This window comes from Rosettibacter firmus, from assembly GCF_036860695.1.
In the GTDB taxonomy this organism is placed as follows: domain Bacteria; phylum Bacteroidota; class Ignavibacteria; order Ignavibacteriales; family Melioribacteraceae; genus Rosettibacter; species Rosettibacter firmus.
The window spans coordinates 212779-233243 of sequence record NZ_JAYKGJ010000003.1; the positions used below are offsets into that span (position 1 = coordinate 212779).

General features: G+C 29.4%; 20 protein-coding genes. 4 read left to right on the top strand and 16 right to left on the bottom strand.

Annotated features, from left to right (window positions below):
- Positions 1-25: 25 nt before the first annotated feature.
- Positions 26-292, bottom strand: a complete 267-nt coding sequence (gene rpsT / locus VJY38_RS11315; protein ID WP_353680819.1) for a 30S ribosomal protein S20 — start codon at positions 290-292, stop codon at positions 26-28.
- A gap of 136 nt (positions 293-428) precedes the next feature.
- On the opposite strand from rpsT, the gene queE reads away from it, so the two are divergent.
- Together queE and VJY38_RS11325 are read left to right on the top strand one after the other, a co-directional pair.
- A complete protein-coding gene (gene queE / locus VJY38_RS11320) occupies positions 429-1067 on the top strand; it encodes a 7-carboxy-7-deazaguanine synthase QueE (RefSeq protein ID WP_353680820.1) in 639 nt (212 codons plus the stop codon).
- Complete coding sequence (locus tag VJY38_RS11325; RefSeq protein WP_353680821.1) at positions 1067-1477, top strand: 6-pyruvoyl trahydropterin synthase family protein; 411 nt, start codon at positions 1067-1069, stop codon at positions 1475-1477. The genes queE and VJY38_RS11325 overlap by 1 nt, the downstream gene beginning before the upstream one ends.
- A gap of 30 nt (positions 1478-1507) precedes the next feature.
- Here the strand turns inward: VJY38_RS11325 and VJY38_RS11330 are convergent, their stop codons facing one another.
- The 7 genes from VJY38_RS11330 to VJY38_RS11360 form a co-directional block, all read right to left on the bottom strand.
- Positions 1508-2245: an SIR2 family NAD-dependent protein deacylase gene (locus VJY38_RS11330; RefSeq protein ID WP_353680822.1), complete on the bottom strand. Its 738-nt coding sequence runs from the start codon at positions 2243-2245 to the stop codon at positions 1508-1510.
- A gap of 5 nt (positions 2246-2250) precedes the next feature.
- Positions 2251-3024, bottom strand: coding sequence for a tetratricopeptide repeat protein (locus VJY38_RS11335; RefSeq protein WP_353680823.1), 774 nt, complete (start codon positions 3022-3024; stop codon positions 2251-2253).
- Positions 3021-4013 carry a 3'-5' exoribonuclease YhaM family protein gene (locus VJY38_RS11340; protein WP_353680824.1) on the bottom strand — a complete coding sequence of 331 codons (993 nt, stop codon included), beginning with the start codon at positions 4011-4013 and terminating at the stop codon, positions 3021-3023. Before VJY38_RS11340 ends, VJY38_RS11335 begins: the two co-directional genes overlap by 4 nt.
- A gap of 19 nt (positions 4014-4032) precedes the next feature.
- A complete protein-coding gene (locus VJY38_RS11345) occupies positions 4033-4545 on the bottom strand; it encodes a UpxY family transcription antiterminator (RefSeq protein WP_353680825.1) in 513 nt (170 codons plus the stop codon).
- Between the two features lie 16 nt (positions 4546-4561).
- Positions 4562-6052 (bottom strand): hybrid sensor histidine kinase/response regulator, encoded by a 1491-nt coding sequence (locus VJY38_RS11350; RefSeq protein ID WP_353680826.1) that lies wholly within the window; start codon positions 6050-6052, stop codon positions 4562-4564.
- Between the two features lie 136 nt (positions 6053-6188).
- Positions 6189-7571 (bottom strand): sigma-54-dependent transcriptional regulator, encoded by a 1383-nt coding sequence (locus tag VJY38_RS11355; RefSeq protein ID WP_353680827.1) that lies wholly within the window; start codon positions 7569-7571, stop codon positions 6189-6191.
- Positions 7572-7579: 8 nt separating this feature from the next.
- Positions 7580-9079, bottom strand: coding sequence for a two-component system sensor histidine kinase NtrB (locus VJY38_RS11360; RefSeq protein ID WP_353680828.1), 1500 nt, complete (start codon positions 9077-9079; stop codon positions 7580-7582).
- Between the two features lie 189 nt (positions 9080-9268).
- Between VJY38_RS11360 and VJY38_RS11365 the strand changes: the two genes are divergently transcribed.
- A complete protein-coding gene (locus tag VJY38_RS11365; protein ID WP_353680829.1) occupies positions 9269-10852 on the top strand; it encodes a DUF4139 domain-containing protein in 1584 nt (527 codons plus the stop codon).
- Here the strand turns inward: VJY38_RS11365 and VJY38_RS11370 are convergent.
- The 8 genes from VJY38_RS11370 to VJY38_RS11405 all read right to left on the bottom strand — a co-directional run bounded on the left by VJY38_RS11370 (position 10842) and on the right by VJY38_RS11405 (position 19194).
- A complete protein-coding gene (locus tag VJY38_RS11370; RefSeq protein ID WP_353680830.1) occupies positions 10842-11669 on the bottom strand; it encodes a sterol desaturase family protein in 828 nt (275 codons plus the stop codon). The genes VJY38_RS11365 and VJY38_RS11370 overlap by 11 nt on opposite strands.
- A gap of 62 nt (positions 11670-11731) precedes the next feature.
- On the bottom strand, positions 11732-13684 hold the full coding sequence (locus tag VJY38_RS11375) for a retaining alpha-galactosidase (RefSeq protein WP_353680831.1): 1953 nt from the start codon (positions 13682-13684) through the stop codon (positions 11732-11734).
- Positions 13681-14589, bottom strand: coding sequence for an N-acetylneuraminate synthase family protein (locus VJY38_RS11380; protein WP_353680832.1), 909 nt, complete (start codon positions 14587-14589; stop codon positions 13681-13683). Before VJY38_RS11380 ends, VJY38_RS11375 begins: the two co-directional genes overlap by 4 nt.
- Positions 14586-15116 (bottom strand): KdsC family phosphatase, encoded by a 531-nt coding sequence (locus VJY38_RS11385; protein ID WP_353680833.1) that lies wholly within the window; start codon positions 15114-15116, stop codon positions 14586-14588. The genes VJY38_RS11380 and VJY38_RS11385 overlap by 4 nt, the downstream gene beginning before the upstream one ends.
- A 28-nt stretch (positions 15117-15144) precedes the next feature.
- Positions 15145-15948 carry an SDR family oxidoreductase gene (locus VJY38_RS11390; protein WP_353680834.1) on the bottom strand — a complete coding sequence of 268 codons (804 nt, stop codon included), beginning with the start codon at positions 15946-15948 and terminating at the stop codon, positions 15145-15147.
- An 11-nt stretch (positions 15949-15959) separates the two neighbouring features.
- Positions 15960-17291, bottom strand: a complete 1332-nt coding sequence (locus VJY38_RS11395; protein WP_353680835.1) for an aminotransferase class III-fold pyridoxal phosphate-dependent enzyme — start codon at positions 17289-17291, stop codon at positions 15960-15962.
- An 11-nt stretch (positions 17292-17302) separates the two neighbouring features.
- The gene (locus tag VJY38_RS11400) at positions 17303-18124 is read right to left on the bottom strand and encodes a cytidylyltransferase domain-containing protein (protein ID WP_353680836.1); all 822 of its coding nucleotides are present in this window, start codon (positions 18122-18124) and stop codon (positions 17303-17305) included.
- A 62-nt stretch (positions 18125-18186) separates the two neighbouring features.
- Positions 18187-19194 (bottom strand): CDP-glycerol glycerophosphotransferase family protein, encoded by a 1008-nt coding sequence (locus VJY38_RS11405; protein ID WP_353680837.1) that lies wholly within the window; start codon positions 19192-19194, stop codon positions 18187-18189.
- A gap of 162 nt (positions 19195-19356) precedes the next feature.
- Between VJY38_RS11405 and VJY38_RS11410 the strand changes: the two genes are divergently transcribed.
- Positions 19357-20283, top strand: a complete 927-nt coding sequence (locus VJY38_RS11410; protein WP_353680838.1) for a metallophosphoesterase family protein — start codon at positions 19357-19359, stop codon at positions 20281-20283.
- Positions 20284-20465: the final 182 nt, after the last annotated feature.

The window sequence follows — 20465 nt, forward strand, 5'->3', positions numbered from 1 at the left end:
AGAGCTGCAATAGTTTAATAAAAAATCAATTTGTAGCTGTTAATAGACTGTTAAGATATTTTGCTAAAGCAGATTTTTTTCTTGCAGCATTATTTTTATGGATTCTACCTTTAGCTGCCTGCTTATCAAGTGTAGACACAGCTTCTTTGAAATATTTTTCTGCTAATACTTTATCTTTTGTATTGTAGACTTTCTTAATTAGAGTTTTAATTTTAGATAAAGCAGCTTTGTTTCTTTGTGTTCTTTTGATCGTTTGTCTAATTCTTTTTTCTGCTGACTTATGATGAGCCATTAATTTTCCTAAATTTTATTAAAAACACCTGTAAATATAATTTGAACTTGATTTGAAATCAAACTTTTCTGGAAATTTATAATTCTTTAATCTGTTAACCATTATTCTTATCTTGTATTAAAAAAATACCAGAAGTATGCTAAAAGTTAATGAAATATTTTATTCTATTCAGGGAGAAAGCTCAAAAGCTGGTCTTCCATGTGTTTTTGTTAGACTAACTTATTGCAATTTAAGATGCACTTATTGCGATACTGCTTATGCTTTTTACGAAGGAAGTGATTATTCAATAGATGATATAATTAAAAAAATTGATGAATATAAATGTAAACTGGTTGAAATTACTGGAGGAGAACCTTTATTCCAGAAAGAATCTCTTGAGCTAATGAAACGTCTATGTGATAAAGGATATGAAGTAATGCTCGAAACAGGAGGAAGCTTACCAATTCAGGATGTTGACAAACGTGTTAAGATAATAATGGATCTAAAATGTCCATCGAGTGGAATGATGAAAAAAAATCTTTATGAGAATATAAATTATATTAAATCCACTGATGAAATAAAATTTGTAATTGGTACAAGAGAAGATTATGATTGGGCAAAAGAAATAATTTCAAAATATGATTTATTAAATAAATGCACAGTTCTCTTTTCGGTAGTCTTCAATCAGCTTGAACCAATTCAACTTGCTAATTGGATACTGGAAGATAAACTAAATGTTCGTTTTCAGCTTCAATTACATAAATACATCTGGCATCCAGAAACAAGGGGAGTATAATGAAAATCGCAAAAGAATTTAGATGGGAAATGGGTCATAGATTAACTTTTCATAAAGGTAAATGTAAAAACCTTCACGGACATTCATATAAATGTTTGATTGAAGTTACAGGTGAAATAGATAAAAATGGAATGGTGATTGACTATTATGATTTATCAACAATTATAAATCCTGTAATTGAAGAATTAGACCATTCGATTATGGTTTACAGAGAAGACAAAGAATTATTATCAGCACTTGAAATATTGAATTCAAAAAAAGTTGTTGTAAACTTTGAATCTACAGCCGAAAATATTTGTCTTTATTTAATTGAGAAAATTAAACCTAATCTTCCTTCTCACATAAAATTTATAAAAGTAAAAGTTTTTGAAACAGAGAATACATATGCCGAAGAAGAAGCTTCGTTGTAAAATTGACTAAAGATTTTTCACAAACAATTATTAACTTTTTATTTTTTTCACTTCTTCCAGAATTTGGGGAAGAACTTCGCCTGCTTTCCCAAATATTGAATAATCAGCATACCTTGTTAATTCTGTAGGTTCAATATTTATTTCAACTATGTAAGAACCAGCTTGTTTTGCACTCATTGGAATATAAGCAGCTGGATAGACTACAGCAGAAGTTCCAACTACAAAACAGATATCACTATATTCTGCAGCTGCTTCAGCTCCATTAAATTGATCCTGGGGAAGTACTTCTCCAAACCATACAACATCTGGTCTTATCAGACCACCACACTTTTTACATTTAGGGACACCACTGGTTATTTCAAGTTCTGGTGAATTATAAAATGTTCGACAATTTATGCAATAGTTTCTTTCAATATTTCCATGAAGTTCAAAAATTTTTGTAGAACCAGCTCTCCTGTGTAAATTATCAATATTTTGTGTAACAACAGTAACATCATAATATTTTTCAAATTCTGCTATAGCATAATGACCTGCATTAGGTTTTGTATTATTAATAATATTTCGACGATGTTGATACCATTCCCATACAAGATCAGGATTACGCATAAAAGCATCAAAACTGGCAAGTTCTTCTGGTTTCATTTTTTTCCAGATGCCATCTGCACCACGAAAAGTAGGGATTCCACTCTCTGCTGAAATTCCAGCACCAGTAAAGAATACAATTTTTTTTGCTTCATTTAATTTTTCCAAAAACTTTTTATCGAACATTAATTTTATTTACCTTCAATTTCTTTTAATAACTTTTTTGCTTCTTCTTTACGAATTGAATCATCTTCGTCTTCTATTGGACTTTCCAGAGCTTTATGGAGCATTGTTCTGGCTGTTTTATAGTCATCTTCACGTATTAATGAGATAGCATAATCAACATAAAACATTACATAATTGGGTTTCAAGTCAATTGCCTTTTTATATTCTTTTAATGCAATTTGATTATCTGCCCAACCTAAACCAAGTACAGAACGAGCTGGTTTCCACTTTTCACTGGTTTTGGCATGAGTTCTAGCTAAAACATAATGTGCAACTGCTTGAATATCATTACCTCCATTATTTAATTGTATTGCCTTCTCAAGATCAGCTTTAACCGAATTAACTACTCCCGCAACAGAAAATACACCTTTAAATAAAGCAATTCTTCCATTAGCAATTGCTCTTCGCAAATAAGTAACAGATTTATCTGGAGCCGCTTTAATTCCTCTTTCAGCATAATCAAGCGCTTTCTGATATGTTGAAAGTTGAGCATCCTTTTGTTCGGAAGTGCTCGAAGGCATATGTTCACCAATATCAACGTAAGCTCTGCTAATTCTCCACAGTATTTCATAATTATTTGGTTCTAATTTTTCAGCTTTTTTATATAGTTCCAGAGCTTTCTCGTTATCAAATTTTTCGTAAAAGCTATCACCTTCTTTAATTAATTGCGAAGCAGACTGAGCAGATAAAGAAACAAAAAACACAAAAGTTAGAATGCTGGTTGTAATAATATTTTTCATATACTATCCTCTTCAAATGAATTATTAAATTCGTTATTTACATCAGGGATATAAAGAGAAGTATCAGCCAGTTTTATAAATTTTGTCCAGCGACCATTTTTATTCATTTCTGATTTTATTGCATATTTATATGCATTTGATTTCGAACTAAGCTCGTCTGCATGATAAAGTACAATTGCTTCAAGTGTTTTTGGAATAACTGGTGATGCATATTCTAGTTTTCCTTGGTGACTCAAAATCAAATGAATTAATTGATTCTTCAAATCTTCGGGAAAATTTTCAACTTTTAAAATTGCTTTTTCTACTTCGAGAGCACATATCGTAATATGCCCGATTAATTTACCTTTGTCAGTATAATTAAAAGATGCATCGTAATTTAATTCCTGAGTTTTTCCAAAATCATGAAGTAAAGCTCCAGTTATAAGTAAATCTCTATTTATTTCTGGATGTATTTCGCACATTAATTCACATATTTTTACAACTTCAAGAGTATGTTCAAGCAAGCCATGAAGATAAGCATGATGCCAGTTTGAACCAGCAGGAACATTAAAGAAGTCATTTAATCTTTTACCTGAAAAAATTTCTTCTAACAATTTTCTCAAATATTGATTATGAATAGAATTAACAACATCATTAAATTCTTGAATCATTATTTCCAGTACTCTTTGCGATACAGGTAGAAAATCTTCTACGCTAACTTTATCTTCGTCTGTTGCCACTCTTATTCTTTTTATTTTAATTTGTGGAAGACCATTAAAATCCTGTAAAACTCCATTTACCTTAACTATTTTATTCTGTTCAATATCCTTTAATAAACCTTCATAATTTTCCCAGTAATAAGCGGAAATTACCGATGATTTATCTCTGAGCTCGAGACTTAAATAAGAACTTCCTGTTTTACTAGTTTTTGTTTCATATTTATTAATTAACAGAAAAAGAGTAAACTCTTCATCTTTATTTATTTCACTAAGTAATTTTTGATTTAACATGTGTACTTCTTTTTATATTCTACAATAATTTAATTACACTTTCTAAAGGAAGTTTTACAAGCACTGAGCGCTGAAGCAAATCAATTGAAACAGCAAGCCATTTTTCTTTACAGACTAATTTCACCTTACCTACAATGCCTTTGAAAGGACCATCAATAATTTTCACAGATTCCCCACATTCAACCTGATTGGTTATAAATACTTCTGGCTTCTCATTAAGCATAATTTTTAAGTTTTCTATCTGATAATCTGGTATAATAGATGGTTTACCATTAAAACATATTGTTTTTACAATTGCAGATTGTTGCAGAGCTATTAATCTTTCTTTTTCATCGCCATAAACAAATATATAGCCTCTAAAGAGTGGCTCAATTATTTTTTTCTTTCGATCTTTCCATTGTCTCACTCTCTCGATCGTGGGTAAATAATGGCTAATTGATAATGCTTCGAATTGTTGTTGAGCTTTAAACTCATGACGTGGTTTTGTATAAAAAGCAAACCAATGTTTAAGCTCAATATTATTTGTACACATTTGCCCTCACCTATTTTTAATATTGAAATAAAGATTCCTTAATTGTATTTATCAGTTCTTGTGTATTTATTGGTTTTGAAACAATCTTATTTACTCCCAGTTTAGCATAGGTTTTAATAATATCATCATCTAATTTTGCAGAGATAACAATAATTGGTATAGATCTATTAACATCTCGTTTGTAAACTGCTTCAACAAATTGAGTCCCATTCATCAATGGCATATCGTGGTCTGTAATAATGATAGTAGGCATAATATTCTTTAAGAGTGTAATAGCATCATATCCATTAGCAGCTGTTTTAATTTCAAAGAAAGGTAAATTGTTTTCAACTAATTTTTTATAAAGTGAAATTACAGATTCATCGTCTTCAACTATAAGCAAAATATTTTTTGCCTCTGGAACAGTAATATGAAATTCACTTCCTTCACCTACTTTTGAATAAAACCATATATCGCCACCATGTTTATTAATTATTTCTTTAACAAGTGTTAATCCAAGACCACTGCCTTTATCTCCTTCAGTACTTGGTGTAATAAATTTTTGATCTATCCTGAACAATTTATCCTGTCCTTCCTCAGAAATTCCAGTTCCCTGATCAACTATAACAATTTCAATCATTCCTTCTTTAAATCTCTGAGAATGTATATTAACTTCTTTTCCTGGATGTGAAAATCTTACAGCATTACTAACTAAATTTAATATGGCTTGACCTATCAATCTTTCATCTGCATACATAAACAGATTGGGTTGAATATCAATTTTTATTTCTATGTTTTTTCTAACAGATATTGGTGTTAATGATATAATTGCATTTGCTACTGTAGTTTTTACATTTAGACGTGTTGGTTCAACTTTTATTTTTCCAGTTTGTAAACGCGACCAATCCAGCAGGCAATTTATCAAGTTTAATTCAGTTTTTGAAGCTTCATAAATATATTTCAAATACTCATTTCTTTCTTCTTCTGATAATTCTTTTTCGTTTAGTAAAATTTCTGTAAAGCCCAGCAATGTTGTAAAAGGAGCTCTTAAATCGTGGGAAACTATCGATATAAATTTATCTTTTGTTGCATTTAATTCTTTTAAGGCTTCGTTTTCTTTTTCTAATTCAAATTCTCTTTCTTTTAATGAAGTAATATTAAACAAAACACTATGCTTTTCTAATATATTACCTTCGTTATCGCGAACAACTTTTAGAAATTCTCTCAACCAGATTGTACTATCATTTTTAGGTTTAATTCTATATTCAAGTGTTACATAATTAAGATGTGTATTCGATTCTAATTCTACTAATATATCTCTAATTTTATTGTAGTCTCTTGAATCAACTAAAGAATGAATTTTATCTGGTAATTTATCAAGTTCTTCAGGGGAATAACCAATTATCTTTTTAATATTCTCGGAATAATAATTTTGTTTTTCATTATCTACAAAATCAATTATAAAAAATATATCGTTCAAGCCCTCGCTAAAATAAGAAAGTGTGTTTATGTCAAGTAAATTATCCATACAACATAATTAAGTGTAAGACTTTTCAAATATAAAAAAAACTAATTAATGTAACACCAGTTAGTACAATGTAAAATAATTAAAATATCACGATTATTAACTTTTTATAAAATTTTATTTTAGCAAACAAAATTATTTATTCATCTTCTTTTGGGGGTTTTGTAGGAATATTCAATTCATCCATTTTTCTGTAAAGGGATGACAGCCCAATTTCAAGTGCTCTGGCAACTTCTTCTTTGTTATAATTATATTTTTTCATTGTCTTGATTATATGTTCTCTTTCGAAATTATGAAGTGCATCTTTAAGAGAGTCTGGGTAATCATGAACAGTAACATCTCTCTTAATATAATCAGCAAGGTCATCTACAGTTAGCATATCTTTATTGCAGAAAATAATTGATCTTTCAATTACATTTTCGAGTTCACGTACACCACCTCGCCAATCATGATTCATCAATATTTTCATGGTCTCATTATCAACACCAATTATTTTTTTCCCCATTTCTTTACAATATTTTTCTATAAAATGATTAACTAATAGTGGAATATCTTCTTTTCTTTCATTAAGAGTTGGTAAATTAATTTCAACTACATTTAATCGATAATATAAGTCTTCTCTAAATTCTCCAGTTTTTGTTTTTTCAAAAAGATTTTGATTTGTTGCTGCAATAATTCTAACATCTGTACTAACAGGTTTAGTACCACCAACAGGAATAAATTCTTTATCTTCAATAGCACGAAGTAATTTTACCTGAAGATTAAGTGGAATTTCTCCAATTTCGTCAAGAAATAAAGTGCCACCATCGGCAACTTTAAATAGACCTAACTTATCTTCTGTAGCACCTGTAAAAGCACCTTTCTTATGTCCAAAAAGTTCGCTTTCAATTAAGTTCTCTGCAATTGCACCACAATTAACAGGAAGAAATATTTTATCTCTTCTTTTACTATTATAATGAATTGCTTTAGCAACTAATTCTTTTCCAGTTCCACTTTTACCTGTTATTAAGACATTACTATTTGTGGGTGCAACCTGAGCAATGACAGAAAAAACTTTCTTCATTGCATCACTTTTACCAATTAGATTTGCATAACTGTAATCTGTAGAAATTCTCTGCCTAAGTATTTTATTTTCAAGAGCAAGTTTTTTGTAATCAAGTAATCTTTTTATACGAATAATTAAATCATCAAATTCAATAGGCTTAATTAAATAATCATAAGCACCATGTCTTAATGCTTCGATTGCAGTATTCACAGAAGCATAGGCAGTTATTATAATAAAAAAAGTTTCTGGTGAAATTCTGGAAGCAGTTTCAAGAAGTTGTATGCCATCAATTTTAGGCATTTTAATATCTGTAATAACAATATCAAAATACTCATTTCCCTGTGTATTCTGAATTTTTTGTAAAGCTTCTTCGCCATCTGCTACTGTTTCTATTTTATATCCTTCTTCTTCAAGTATCATTTTTAAAGAATCGCGAATAGGTTTTTCATCATCAGCAATTAATATGTTAACTGACATTTCTCTCCTCAACTATTTAGTTTTATAGGTATTTTAACAGTAAATTTACTTCCTTCATTAAGTTTACTTTTAACAAGTATTTCACCATTATATTGTTTTATAATTCCATAGCTTACAGATAATCCCAGACCTGTACCTTTTCCAACTTCCTTTGTTGTAAAGAATGGATCAAAAATTTTTTCCATAGTTTTTTCGTCCATACCACAGCCATCATCAATAATATCAATGTAAATATATTCATCATCATAATTGGATTTGACTGTAATTGTTCCATTACCTTCAATAGCATCAAGAGCATTTATAAGAATATTTACAAATACCTGTAATAATTGGTCAGCAGCAATATTAATTTTTGGTAAGCTATTTTTCAAATCTGTTACAAACTTAACATTACGAACACGTTTATCATATTTTACTATACCGAGTGCAGTTTTAATAACATCGGTAATATCATGCATTGCACGTTCGTAACTTGGTGGTCTTGAAAAGTCTACAAGTTCTCTAACAATTTTTGAAATTCTGTCTATATTTTCTTTAATATATGATAATTGTTCACTAAAAAATGGATCCTGACTTTTTCTTTGCAGTATTTGAACTAAAGAAGATATTGAAGCCAGTGGATTACCAATTTCGTGAGCCACTCCTGCTGCAAGCTGTCCTATTACTGCTAACTTTTCAGATTGATCAATTTGTGCTTGTAGCTTTTTATATTCAGTAAAATCTTTTATTACTATCGACCTCCCTGAATAACTACCATTACTGGCTGGTAATCTTGATACACTTAATCTAACACTTAGAATTCTTCCATCTTTCGTTTTTCTCTCTGTTTCTAAAATTTTTGTTACTCCCTTTTTAACTTCTTCTTGAATTTGTCGTAATTCTTCTTGATATTTTTCTCCCTCAGGTAAAAGAAAAGACGAAGGTTTTCCAATTATTTCTTTTTCAGTATATCCAAATATCCTTTCAGCACCCTTATTCCATGCTATAAATTTTTCGTTCTCATCAACCATCATTATTGCAGAATCTGATGTATGCAATATATTTTTCAAATATTGCTGATTAAGTTCGAGTTTAAAAGCCAAACGATCTCTTTCATATTTCAATTCTTTCATCTTCGCTTCTTGATGTAACATTGCATATCGAACCAAAACCTGTTCTATTATTTCATCAATAAAACCTAACAAAATTACAGGGTCTGTTGGACTCGCAATTTCTTTTTCAATAATGTTAAGAACTGCATATCTCCCCTGTCCAAACATTTGACTTACTTCTAACAAATTTAAATTCGCACGTGCAAAAAGTGTATATATATCAATTAAGTACTGATCTGCAATTTTATAATCACCTTCTTCTAAAACTTCAATAAATGTTGTAATACTGCTTTCAACAAATGTTCTTATTTGTGCCTCAAATAGTTTATCTTTAAAAATCTGATAAAGTTTTTCACTCCAATTTTCAACCACTTGGTTAAAGTGTTCTTTAAGAAATTCTATTAATAATTTTTTCATTTATTTGAATAATTAATGGCAGATTGTTTATTAATTTAGAAGTATCTTAATTGTAGAGTATTTCTAAAATTAATAAGTAAAATTAAAGAAAGCATATCTCTTTTGAAAGGTTAGTTAATTTTATAAAATTTTAAGAGGGAACTGGCATTATAATTTCAGGTATAAGAAATAAGTTTTTCGGGAGGTAATATGAAACATTTAGCTTTATTAATCCTTATTTTTTTATCTACACAGGTAAATGCTTCAAAAGAACAGTTTATTAAAGCAAATTTAAAAAAAGTAAAAGTATTTCTTAAAGGAGCAGAAATTACTCATTCAGCACAAGTAAAACTTGAAAATGGTAATACCGACATTATTTTTTATGGAATTGCACAAAATATTAATCCAAATAGTATTAACATTTCTGTAAATAGAAATTTAAATATTCTATCTGTAGAACAAAAAGTTGATTACTTAAAATCACCCGAAAAAAATTCTCGCATTAAAGTTCTCGAAGATTCACTGAAAATATTTAAAAAATATCTTTCTATTAAACAGAATAACCTTGATGTATTAAATGCAGAAATTGAACTTCTTTTTGCCAATAAAATTATTGGTGGAAAAGATAAAGGCACTTCTATTAATGAACTTCAGAAATTTTCAGATTACTTCAGGAAAAAGCTTACAGAATTAAAATATGATATATCTGATCTTTCTCAAGAAATAAAAGATTTACAAAATAATATTGATAGAATAACAAAACAGCTGAATGAATTAAATGCTAATTTAAATAAACCTGTCAATGAAATAGTAGTTACAGTAAATTCTAAAGAAAAATTAGAAGCAAATTTTACTATATCATATTTAATTGACGATGCATCCTGGTCTCCTGCTTACGATATTCGTGTAGATAACATAAATTCGCCAGCAAATTTAAAATACAAAGCCATCATCAAACAAAATAGTGGTATAGATTGGGAAAATGTTGAAGTGATTTTAACAACCAGAAATACTGCTATCAGTAATAACAAACCAGAATTATTTCCATGGTTTATAGATTTTGAAAAACAATTTCTAATGAAAGATGCTGGAGTTTCTGCTAAAAGAATTTTTGCACCACAAACTTTAATTTCGGAAGAAAGTTTAGAAAATGCAGCAATTGAAAATTTTGACATAATTCAAACTCAACTTACTACAGAATTTATTCCTGATATAAACTATTCAATTACATCAGATAATAAACCACATGTCGTTGAATTAAAAAATATAACAATTAATACCAATTACGAATATTATGCTGTACCTAAATTAGATAACAATGCATTTCTTGTTGCATATTTGAGTAAATGGAATGAATATAGTCTTCTTCCTGGCGAAGCAAATATTTATTTTGAAAATTCATATGTGGGAAAAACTTATCTAAATCCATATATTTCGAAAGACACCATGACCATATCACTTGGAAGAGATCAAAACATTACTCTTTCCAAACAAGTCATCAAAGATTTCACTGAAAATAAATTTTTGAGTAATGACATTGAAAGAACTTTTGCCTACGAAATAAAAATAAAAAATAACAAAACAATTCCTGTTAATTTAATAGTAGAAGATCAAATCCCTATTTCAAAAAATGAAGATATTAAAGTTAAACTCATTGATTACGATAATGGAACTTATTATGAAAATGATGGCAGAATCAGATGGGCTATTTCGCTTAAAGAATCTGAATCTACAACAAGAAAATTAATTTATTCTGTTCGTCATCCAAAAGATAAAATTATTTCTAATTTATAACTTGAGTATTATCAGTAATAAAAATTTTGGATAGAAGTTTATTATTATTTTTTCTAAATGGTCTGAATACATATAAAAATTGCATAAAGTAATTTTTGGGAAAGAAAGTTTTTAAACCATACTCATTAGCTTTTTCTTGTGGAAGATAAGCTGTATTAAAAAGCCAATCCCATATAGCTAATTTTGTTGCAAAATTTCGATTACGACCTTTACCTGTTGTGTGATGCCATCTATGCATTTCAGGACCGTTAATGATATACTTAAGTTTTCCTGTTTTAAAACTGATATTTGAATGAATATACATTCCCCAGACAGCACTAATTACACCTTTATAAGCTATAACTTCTGGTGGAGAACCAAGAAGTACAATCGGGAGAAATTCTACAGTTTGATTAATTAATATTTCAAAAGCATGTGAACGTGAACCTGCAAGCCAATCAACTTTTTTTGATGAATGATGTGCTTCGTGCAGACGCCATAAATATTTATTACTATGCTGCCAGCGATGCATCCAGTAAATATATAAATCATGAGTAATCAAGAAGAAAATTAGTTGTAACCAGATAGGTACATTCTCAAATAATTTTAATCGCGATAATCCAGTTAAGTAATCAAATGAATTAATAATGTAAGTAAAAATGAAAATTCCAAGAATATAACTTTGAGCAATTGTATATAAAACGAAGTCATCAAAAAAACCTTCTCGAAATAATTTTTGCCCTCTGTTATAAGAAAAAATTCTTTCTAATATTAGAAATAATAATGCGGAAAAAGTAATTATCAGGTATGATATCAATTCATAACTTTCGAGATGCATATGTCAATATACGTTTTCACATTAAAACAAACCCTCAATAAAATAAGTTTAATTCACACTTATTATTCCAGAACTGCTACCCATCCTCCACCTGGTGACATGTGAATTTCTAATTTATCGTTTTTTGTAATTGTCTTTTTTATCATTTTAAAATCATTCGCATTTCGATCTGCATTTATGCCATCCTGATAAATTGTAGCTTTATATTCACGTCCATCATCGAGAAATGAAAAATCAATATTTAAATTTCTTGGTTGCCAGTTTGTCATTGCACCAACATACCATTTATCACCACTTTTTCTTGCAAGTAAAACATATTTAGAAATTTTTGCATCGAGCACTTTAGTATAATCCCATACAACAGGCACTTTAGAAAGAAATTCCATACATTCTGGTTCTTTCAAGTAATTTGTTGGAGAATCTGCAAGCATTTGTAATGGGCTTTCATAAACAACATACATAGCAAGTTGACGACAGCGAGTACCCTGACTCATTGGTTCTGTAAATATAATTCTAAAATTTTCTTTAGTAGCATTTCTCATAGCTCCCGGTGTAAAATCCATAGGACCAGCAAGCATTCTTATAAATGGAATTGTTAATGTATGTTCAGGTGTAACATTTTCACTCCATTTATTATGTTCTGCACCAAGCACACCTTCACTTGTAATTACATTAGGATAAGTTCTATATAAACCGGTCGGTTTATAAGCTCCATGAAAATCAACAAGGAATTTTCTTTTAGCAGCTTCTCGTGCTACTTTATAATAGAAATTAACCATTTTAGCATCATCTCTTTGCATAAAATCCACTTTAATTCCTTTGATACCCCATTTTTCAAATTGATTCATTGCTTCTTCGAATTGATCATCTAAGGTTTTCCAGATTGCCCAGAGAATTATTCCCACATTTTTCTGCTTACCATAATTTACAATTTCTTCAACATCAATCTCAGGATTAACTTCCAACAAATTTCCTAATTTGTACCAGCCTTCATCGAGAATTACATATTCAATCCCATATTTAGAAGCAAAGTCAATATAGTACTTATATGTTTGTGTATTAATGCCCGCACGAAAATCTACACCATAAATATTATTTGCATTCCACCAATCCCATGCAACTTTACCAGGTTTAACCCACGAAAAATCAAGATTTTCATCGTGTGGTTTTGCAAGTTTATAGATAATTGTACTTTCGATCAATTGAGCATCGTTTTCTGTAACAACAAAAACACGCCATGGGAAATTGCGATTACCAATTGTTTTAACCAAATAATCGGTTCGTTCGACCACATAAATATCTCTATCATTTTTTGCTTCTTCTTTTGAAGGATAATTGGGAAAAAGTCCAGCAAGTTTGAATTTCGATTCATTATTCCCCTGCAAATACATACCAGGATAATCTTCAAGATCTGCTTCTGTAATTGCACATTTAATATTATTATCAATTTCAATCAGTGCTGGTAAAGAACAAAATCTATTTGATGTTATTTCACTTACATTTATATATTTATACAATCTTTCGGAATGCGACATAAAACTTTCTTCTTCAGGGAAATAAATTTTATAATCATCTGGAAAGTTTGCTTCAAATTGTTCTGAGTAGACTGTAATACTATCTTTGAATTTTGTTACAAATCTATAAGCTACACCATCATTATAAACTCTGAAAATGATTGAATAATTATTTTTGAAGTCAAGAGTAAGTTCGTTGTAATTATCAATTATAGTATCAAATTTTTGTTTTACAACAGGTTTAATAATTTGATTAATTGTTCTTTTTTTAGAATTAATTAAAATTGGCTTTTGACCAAGAATTAAATTATCAGATAATTTCATTGAGATTTGAGAAGGGGATATAATTTGAAGAGTATCTTTGAAAATTGAATAAGTAATATTACTTGAAATAGTGATATTAGCTTTTAATTTTTTATCTGGTGAATAAATTGTAAAATCTTTCCCATGAATTTGAGAAAGAAGAATTAAAGCAAACAAAAGAAAAATTAATTTTTTCATTTTATCTCCGTTGAATAAATAATCTCGTTATAAAATCTTCTCAATTTTTTCATGTTGCTTAATTCACTATCATAAACTTTTTTAATTCCATCGCCAAGAGCTTTTTCAATATCTCTAATATCTTTAACTAATCGAAACATGCCGCCAATTTCAACTGAAGCTGCCTGGTCAGTTCCCCACATTGCTCTATCGAGCGTAATATGTCTTTCTACAAATGTAGCTCCCAGTGCTACAGCAGCAAGTGTTGGTGCTAATCCAGTTTCATGACCAGAATAACCAATCGGTACTCCAGGAAATTTCTTTTTATAAGTTTGTATTACTCTCAAATTTAATTCTTCAAGACGACATGGATAGGTTGAAGTACTCTGTGCTATCAATAAATTATTTCTTCCAAGTAATTCTACTGCTCTTTCTATTTCATCGAGTGTTGACATACCAGTAGAAAGCATAATGGGTCTTTTCGTTGATTTAATTTTTCTTAACAATTTTTCATCTGTTAAAGAAGCTGATGCAACTTTATACATAATGGGATCAAATTCTTCCAGAAAATCTACTGCTTCTTCGTCCCATGCAGAAGCAAACCAATCAATTCCTTTTTGTTTGCAATATTCATCAATTTCTTTATACTCATTGTAACCAAATTCTATTTTACGTCGATACTCGATATAAGAAATTCTACCCCATGGTGTATCTCTTTCGATATCCCATTGATCTTTTGGTACACACAGCTCTGGTGTTCTTTTCTGAAATTTGACTGCATTGCAACCTGCAAAAATTGCTCCATCAATTAATTTTTTTGCAAGTTCTATTGAGCCATTGTGATTAATACCAATTTCTGCAATAATATACACTGGCTCGCCTTCGCCAATGTAGTGTTTTCCAACTTTAATTTTATTTGTGTTCATATTTTTCTCTTATTTAGTTTTGATTCAATTATAAATTCTGCAAAATCGCGAAATGCACCATATCCACCATTATTTTTAGTTATAATATGAGCAATTCGTTTTGCAAATTCAGTTGCATCGTTTGGACATGCACACAATCCAACTCGTTTCATAATTTCAATATCATTTGTATCATCACCGATGTATGCAACTTCATCAATAGATAAATTTTTTCTATTCAGAATTTCATCAAGTATAACTTCTTTATCAATTATGCCAAGATGCAACTCGTTGATTTTTAATTTTCTTGCACGACTTTTTATTATATCAGTATCTTCTCGTGTAATAATACCAGTTTCTACATTTACAAGTTTTCTTAATCTTTCCACTCCCATTCCATCTCGTATAGAAAATCTTTTCATCTCTTCACCTTTTGCAGAATAATAAACTCCAGTATCGGTAAGAACACCATCAACATCAGTCAAAAGCAATTTGATTTTAGATGCTTTTTTAATCAATTCTTTTTTTGAATATTTTTTTTTAGCCATTATTAATCCAGAAATTTGTTAATAAATTTCACCAAGCTGTCCAGCCCCCATCAACAATAAGATTTGCACCTGTCATATAAGCAGAAGCATCACTGGCAAGAAAAATCAATGCACCTTTGTAGTCAGTTGGTTTTGCCATCCTTTTGAGCATAGTTCTTTTTGAATATTGCTCTATAAAAAATTCATCCTGAAAATTTTCAACACCACCTGGAGTTAATGTATTAACTCTTACTCCACTGTTTCCCCAATATGCAGCTAAATATTTTGTAAACATTATTATTGCTCCTTTAGTAGCTGAATAAGCAGGGGGCTTATAAAAAATTTGTTTTCCATCTTTGTCTTGATATAATGATTGATCTGGTGCTACAATTCCATATGTTGATGCAATATTAATTATACTTCCAGATTTTTGTTTTGCCATTACAGAGCCAATAATTTGCGAACAAAGAAAGACTCCAGTTAAATTAACATCAACAGATTTTTGCCATAGTTCGAGCGGATAATTTTCAAATTTGGATTGTTCCAAAGCAGCTTTAGGATTTTCAAACATATCATTAATAGCAGCATTATTAACAAGAACATCAATACGACCAAATTTTTCAATAACCTTATCGCGTAAATTTTTTATTGATTCTGGATTAGTTACATCTGCATAAATTCCCATTGATTCGGTTGGAAGTGATTTTGCAAATTCTTTACATTCTTCTTCGTTTAGATCTACAACAATTACATTTGCACCAGCTTCGCTTAATGCTTTACAATGTTCTTTTCCAAGTAAACCAATAGCACCTGTAACTATAGCAACTTTATTTTTCAGAGAAAATATTTCCATAAATTCCGAAATTATTTTTTAGGTTTTATATTAAAGTTATCAACTTTTCTGAATACAGGTTGAACAGGTTCTCCCTTTAAAGTCTCTCTTAAATTATTTTTTTCTACTGCCTTTTTAAGAATTGACATTGATTCTTCCAGAGCTGCAAGTGTATAATCAATATCTTCATCAGTATGAGAAAAAGAGATATTATGAAATCCCTGCCATAAAACACCACGTTTAATCATTTCCTGTTGCATTAGAGATTTTTGTAAAAGTGGGTCACCAGCTTTTTCATCAAATGTAGCCATTGAACGCCAGTTGTAACCAATTGCTTTTGTAAAATTTATTCCAAGTTTACTTGCAATTTCATTATATCCATCTTTTAATTTTTTTCCAACTTTATTTAAATATTCAGGAACATTTTTTTCTTTAAGTTCTTCAATAGTTGCTTTAGCTGCTGCGAGAGAAAGAGCTTCGCCACCAAAAGTTGTATAAAAGAATACATCATCGTCTAACAGTTCCATAATCTCTTTTCGACCAGTAAGAATTGCGATTGGCATTCCATTAGCAACTGCTTTTGAATAAGTTGCCAGGTCAGGAGTTATTCCAAAGAATTCCTGAGCACCACCTAATGCCATTCTAAAACCAGTCCACATTTCATCAAAAATCAAAACAATACCATTTTCTTTACAAAGGTCTGCAAGTTTATGCAAAAAGTTATCTTTAGGTTCATGAAACACTACTGGTTCAAGAATTACAGCTGCAGTATCATCATCAATAGAATTTTTTACAGAATCAATGTCATTATAATTAAATGTGTAAGTTAAAGATTGGACTTCTTTTGGTATCCCATTATTTCTTGCTGTAACAGAAATATACCAATCGTGCCATCCATGATATCCACAACATAATATTTTGTTTTTACCAGTAAAAGCTCTTGCAAGACGAATTGCTGCACTTGTAACATCAGCACCAGTTTTACTGTATCGCACAGATTCAGCATTTGGAATAATTGAATGAATCATTTCGGCAACTTCAACTTCGAGAGGGTGCATCATCGAAAAAGTAATTCCATCTTCAAGTTGTTTTTTTATTGCTTCGTCTACACGTGGATAAGCATAACCAAGAGAGAGTGGACCAACAGCCATCATAAAATCGATATATTCATTTCCATCAACATCCCACACATGAGAACCTTTTCCTTTAACTAAATATTTTGGAGCAACTCCATTAATCCATTGAGTTGGACCTTTAGCAAGAGTTTGAGTAACAGAAGGAATTAATTTTAGTGCACGGTTATAATATTCATTTGATTTTGTAATTTCAGGATAATCATTAGATAAACTTATTTTGTTTGCCATGACGTTCTATTTCAATTGTTATTGAATTCTAATTTCCCTTTTATTTTATTTTTATAATCATCTATATTTTTTAATTCATCAAGATGATTTTCATACCAGTATTTTCCAATATACTTTTTATTTATTTCATAAATTTCTGGTTTTTGCTTCAACAAGTTGATAATATCATAAAGACCAAAAGGATAATCCTGTTCATATAATTCTTCATAAACTCTTTTTATAAATTGATAATCTTCATCAAAATCAATTGTCCAGCGATGTGTTGTTGAATAGTCAAAACCTGTTTCCCAGACAACATTTCCAATTCTAAATTTATCTGGATTCTCCCAGATGTATGGGGTTGTATGTTCACGTTCAAAATCTTTTTGTGCTTCTTTCCATGCACATTCAAGAGCTTTGAAAGAAATTACTTCAACATCATTACCATCTGGATAAGTAGCAGGATGCAAATTACTCACGTAATCATACTTATCGGAATTAGCAATATAATATTTAATTACATCATCAATTACATGTGGGTCAATCAGTGGGCAATCAGAAGGAATTTTAACAACTGCATCTGCATTATAAAATTTTCCAACCTGATAATGTCTGTCCAATAAATCTGTCAAATGGCCTCTAAAGCAATTTAAATTATTTTCAAGACAGAGATTTTCAATTTTATCGTCTTCTGGATTAGTTGAAGTTGCTATAACAAGTTCACCAATAAATTTTGCTCTTTTGACTCTTTCGACCATTCTGATCAATAGTGGCTTTCCAAGAATTGGAAGCATTACCTTTCCAGGTAATCGTGTTGAAGACATCCTTGCTTGAATTACAGTTACTATTTTCATTTTTTATATTAATTTTTTTGATGTCTTCATTATTAAATATGAACTCATGATGTTTACTTTAATTATATCGCTTTCAGTTCATATTGTTCATGAATTTCTTCCAGAGAATAATTTGAAGATTCAAGAAGATGAATACCTATTCTTGCAATTCTCTCTGCAGAAGTTCCATTATTCTGAATCGGCATCAATTGTTTTAAAACGTTAATATCAAATGATGAATAAACTTCTTTCCCGAGTGCAAGTCCAATATAAACTACCGATGAATATTTAGTAATTAGTACATCACAATTAGCAATCATGTGATTCGTATTCCCATTTTGAAATACAATTGCACCTGGAGCATATTTATTTATTTCTCGAATTGCCCTATCGTATTTTTCATTTGGATGAAGCTTAAAAATTAATTGACGACCATTTGCAATTCTAACACATTCTTTAATAAACTTTTTTCGATTTTCATATTTAAATGTCTCTCGCATATCCGATGTAGCCACTAAAACAAAATTTTTATATGGAAAATCATTATTTAAATATTGTTTGGCATTATCAAAATTCGGAATTCCAGTAACAATTATTTTTTCTGGTTTTGCCCCTTTTTTTATGAATAATCTTTTATAACCTTCTGAAGCTACACAAAAAATATCATACATATTCGACATTCCCATTGCAGCTGTGCTTGCAGCCCAACGTGGAAAATTGAAATATTTAACAAGATAAAACAAAAAGTTTTCTGGGTCTGTCATTCCTTCCTGAACAAGAATTACTTTTTTGTTTCGAATATTTTTTGGCATAATTAAATCAGCACAGGTATAAACCAGATCATAATTATTACTTAATCCTTTGTAATCTACTTTCAATTCATTTTTTCTTAGATATTCTTCGGTCTGTTTTTTGAAATTCCCACCAAGAATTGTAAAATCAAGAATTCCATTTTTTGCAAGCCAGTCCAAAAATCCATCTGCATAGTATGGAGTGAAATAACAATCATAATCTTTGAAATGCAACGAAATTTTATGCATCATTGTTGTTTGATTGAGAGAACCACAGATAAATAAAACTTTCTTTTTCATAATAACTCGTTTTTAGAATACAATTTTATGAAAAAAAATATTTTTTTGATGTTATGCTATTATTACCTTTTAATTAACAAATTGTTAAGTAAAATATAATCCTTAATAATTATTTAATATACAGTTTAAATTCTCTTAACATTCAACTTGTAAATTGCATATATGGAAAAAATAAAAATAGCCCACATTTCGGATTTACATATTTGTCTAAAGCACAAAAAGCACAATATTAAGCGTGTTCGCAAGCTTATTAGATTAGCTCTTAAAGAAAATGTTGACCATTTAATCATCACTGGTGACATATCAGATAATTCTAATGAAAATGACTACCTAATACTAAAAAAGATTCTTGAAACAAACAACCTTCTTAAGAGTGAAAAAACATCCATTATAATTGGTAACCACGATATATTTGGTGGTGTTCAAACAGTAAGTGATATCACAAATTTTCCGTCTAAATGTTCAAATACAAATTATAATGAAAAGTTATTAGTATTTATTTCTCACTTTAAAGAACTATTTGATAAAACTATTACAATTTCAAAAAATGTATTCCCATATGCAAAAATATTTGGGAATATTGCATTGATAGGAATTAATTCTATTGATAAATATTCTAAAATAAAAAATCCTTTCGCTTCAAATGGAAAAGTAAACAAAGAGCAAAGAAAAGAATTAAAAAAATTATTGAACTTACCACACTTAAAAGAAAAACTGAAAATAGTATTGATTCATCATCACTTTTATAAAAATAATATTAATGCATCAAGTTCATTCAATGCTTTCTGGAATAAAATTGAAAACTATACCATGAAATTAAGGGGCAAGAAAAAATTGATAAAATTATTTAAGAAAAATAATATTAAATTAGTATTGCATGGACACAGTCACGAATTAAAAGAATATTATCGCAAAGGGATAAGATTCATTAATGCTGGTGGCTCAATTGAAAGTGATTATTATTCACAGCCTGGTTTATATATAATAGAAATACAAAATGATATTATAAATACCAGCTTAAAGTTCTTACAATCCGAAGAAATAATCTCAGAAAACAAAAAAGAAGAGCTTGAATCCATAATCGTTTAATTCTCAAAAAGTCAAATAATTTTTTCATTTCTGAAAACTAAAATCAATTCTATCTCCGATTAGCTTATTAAACATTGCATTCAATAGAATATTTCAAGAATAATTATGTTATAAAATAATTATCAAAGAAAAAAGATGGCATAGATTATGTCTTAACTCTCATTCTATAATTACTAAGGCAC